This window comes from Citrobacter sp. wls718, from assembly GCF_005280945.1.
Classification (GTDB): domain Bacteria; phylum Pseudomonadota; class Gammaproteobacteria; order Enterobacterales; family Enterobacteriaceae; genus Citrobacter; species Citrobacter gillenii.
In genome coordinates, this window is record NZ_SZWV01000046.1 from 5,503 (window position 1) to 7,501 (window position 1,999).

The 1,999-nt window shown below is 49.6% G+C and carries 3 protein-coding genes and 1 other annotated feature; all 3 genes read left to right on the forward strand.

Translation table 11 applies throughout. The features are described from left to right. Positions 1–210 precede the first annotated feature (210 nt). The 3 genes from raiA to pheA all read left to right on the forward strand — a co-directional run bounded on the left by raiA (position 211) and on the right by pheA (position 1,961). Positions 211–549: a ribosome-associated translation inhibitor RaiA gene (gene raiA, locus FDW95_RS08950; RefSeq protein ID WP_096756105.1), complete on the forward strand. Its 339-nt coding sequence runs from the start codon at positions 211–213 to the stop codon at positions 547–549. A gap of 103 nt (positions 550–652) precedes the next feature. Further along, positions 653–778: a sequence feature (Phe leader region), on the forward strand. Then, a complete protein-coding gene (gene pheL, locus FDW95_RS08955; protein ID WP_101706155.1) occupies positions 654–701 on the forward strand; it encodes a pheA operon leader peptide PheL in 48 nt (15 codons plus the stop codon). Its footprint overlaps the feature before it by 48 nt. A gap of 22 nt (positions 779–800) precedes the next feature. Further along, the gene (pheA, locus tag FDW95_RS08960) at positions 801–1,961 is read left to right on the forward strand and encodes a bifunctional chorismate mutase/prephenate dehydratase (protein ID WP_115257742.1); all 1,161 of its coding nucleotides are present in this window, start codon (positions 801–803) and stop codon (positions 1,959–1,961) included. Positions 1,962–1,999: the final 38 nt, after the last annotated feature.

Consider the following 1,999-nt stretch of genomic DNA (forward strand, 5'->3'; position numbering starts at 1 on the left):
GTAACTGAAGCGGTTTAGCTGCAACGCATCCTATCAAATATGGCCTGCTTTCAGGTATTCCTCAAGTAAAAGATCGCCTGTTCCTGCGGTGCCTCACAAAAAGGTTTTCTTGACAAAAAGCGACAAAATAATGTGATTTAGATCACACATTTTGACATTAGGAAAGGTATGCTGGAATCACCAAGACGGGAAAGACAAGAGGTAAAATTTATGACAATGAACATTACCAGTAAACAAATGGAAATTACTCCGGCAATTCGCCAGCATGTCGCAGACCGTCTCGCCAAACTTGAAAAATGGCAAACTCATCTGATTAATCCACATATCATTCTGTCCAAGGAGCCACAGGGTTTCACTGCTGACGCCACCATCAATACACCGAACGGACATTTGGTTGCCAGCGCTAAGCACGAAGATATGTACACCGCTATTAACGATTTGATCAACAAGCTGGAACGGCAGCTCAATAAAGTGCAGCACAAAGGCGAAGCCCGTCGTGCAACAACTTCAGTAAAAGACGCCAACTTCGTCGAAGCAGAAGAAGAGTAGTCCCTTACATTGAGTGTATCGCCAACGCGCCTTCGGGCGCGTTTTTTGTTGACAGGGTGAAAACAGTACAGGTACTTTAACTGACGTAGCCAAAGGAAATTGACATGAAACTTATTCCGTTCTTCTTCGCATTCTTTTTTACCTTCCCCTGAATGGGAGGCGTTTCGTCGTGTGATAAATAATGCGAAGACGAACAATAAGGCCTCCCACAACGGGGGGCCTTTTTTATTGATAATAAAAAAGGCAACACTATGACACCGGAAAACCCATTACTGGCGCTGCGCGATAAGATAAGCTCGCTGGATGAAAAATTACTGGCCCTGCTGGCTGAGCGTCGTGGTCTGGCCGTCGAAGTCGGTAAAGCAAAACTGCTTTCTCATCGTCCGGTGCGCGATATTGACCGCGAGCGCGATTTGCTGGACCGACTGATCCAGTTGGGTAAAGTGCATCACCTCGATGCCCACTACATCACACGCCTGTTCCAGCTCATTATTGAAGATTCCGTTCTCACCCAGCAGGCGCTCCTGCAGCAGCATCTGAATAAAATCAATCCGCACTCCGCACGCGTCGCGTTTCTGGGGCCAAAAGGTTCGTATTCGCACCTCGCTGCGCGTCAGTATGCCGCTCGCCATTTTGAGCAATTTATTGAAAGCGGTTGCGCCAAGTTTGCCGATATCTTTAATCAGGTCGAAACCGGACAGGCGGACTACGCGGTCGTGCCGATTGAGAACACCAGCTCTGGCGCGATCAACGATGTTTACGACTTGCTGCAGCACACCAGCCTCTCCATCGTCGGCGAGATGACCATTATTATCGACCACTGCGTGCTGGTTTCCGGTACTACGGACCTGAATAGCATCGAAACCGTGTATAGCCATCCGCAACCGTTCCAGCAATGCAGCAAATTCCTCAATCGTTATCCGCACTGGAAAATCGAATATACCGAAAGCACCTCGGCAGCAATGGAAAAGGTTGCCCAGGCGAACTCACCGCACGTGGCAGCCTTGGGCAGCGAAGCCGGTGGCGTGCTGCACGGTCTGCAGGTACTTGAACATATTGAAGCGAATCAGACGCAAAACATTACCCGTTTTGTCGTGCTAGCACGCAAGGCTATTAATGTTTCCGACCAGGTTCCGGCGAAAACCACGCTGTTGATAGCGACAGGGCAACAGGCGGGTGCGCTGGTTGAAGCGCTGCTGGTGCTACGCAACCATAATCTGATTATGACCAAGCTGGAATCGCGCCCGATTCACGGTAATCCGTGGGAAGAGATGTTTTATCTCGATATCCAGGCCAACCTGGAATCGCCGGAAATGCAAAAAGCATTGAAGGAGTTGGGTGAAATTACGCGTTCGATGAAGGTACTGGGATGTTACCCAAGTGAGAACGTGGTGCCAGTCGATCCGAGCTAACGTATGACAATACCGGATGGCGTAGGCATCGCCATCCG

Coding starts and splice junctions, on each gene's coding strand:
- raiA (WP_096756105.1), top strand. CDS start 211: ATGACAATGAACATTACCAGTAAACAAATGGAAATTACTCCGGCAATT.
- pheA (WP_115257742.1), top strand. CDS start 801: ATGACACCGGAAAACCCATTACTGGCGCTGCGCGATAAGATAAGCTCG.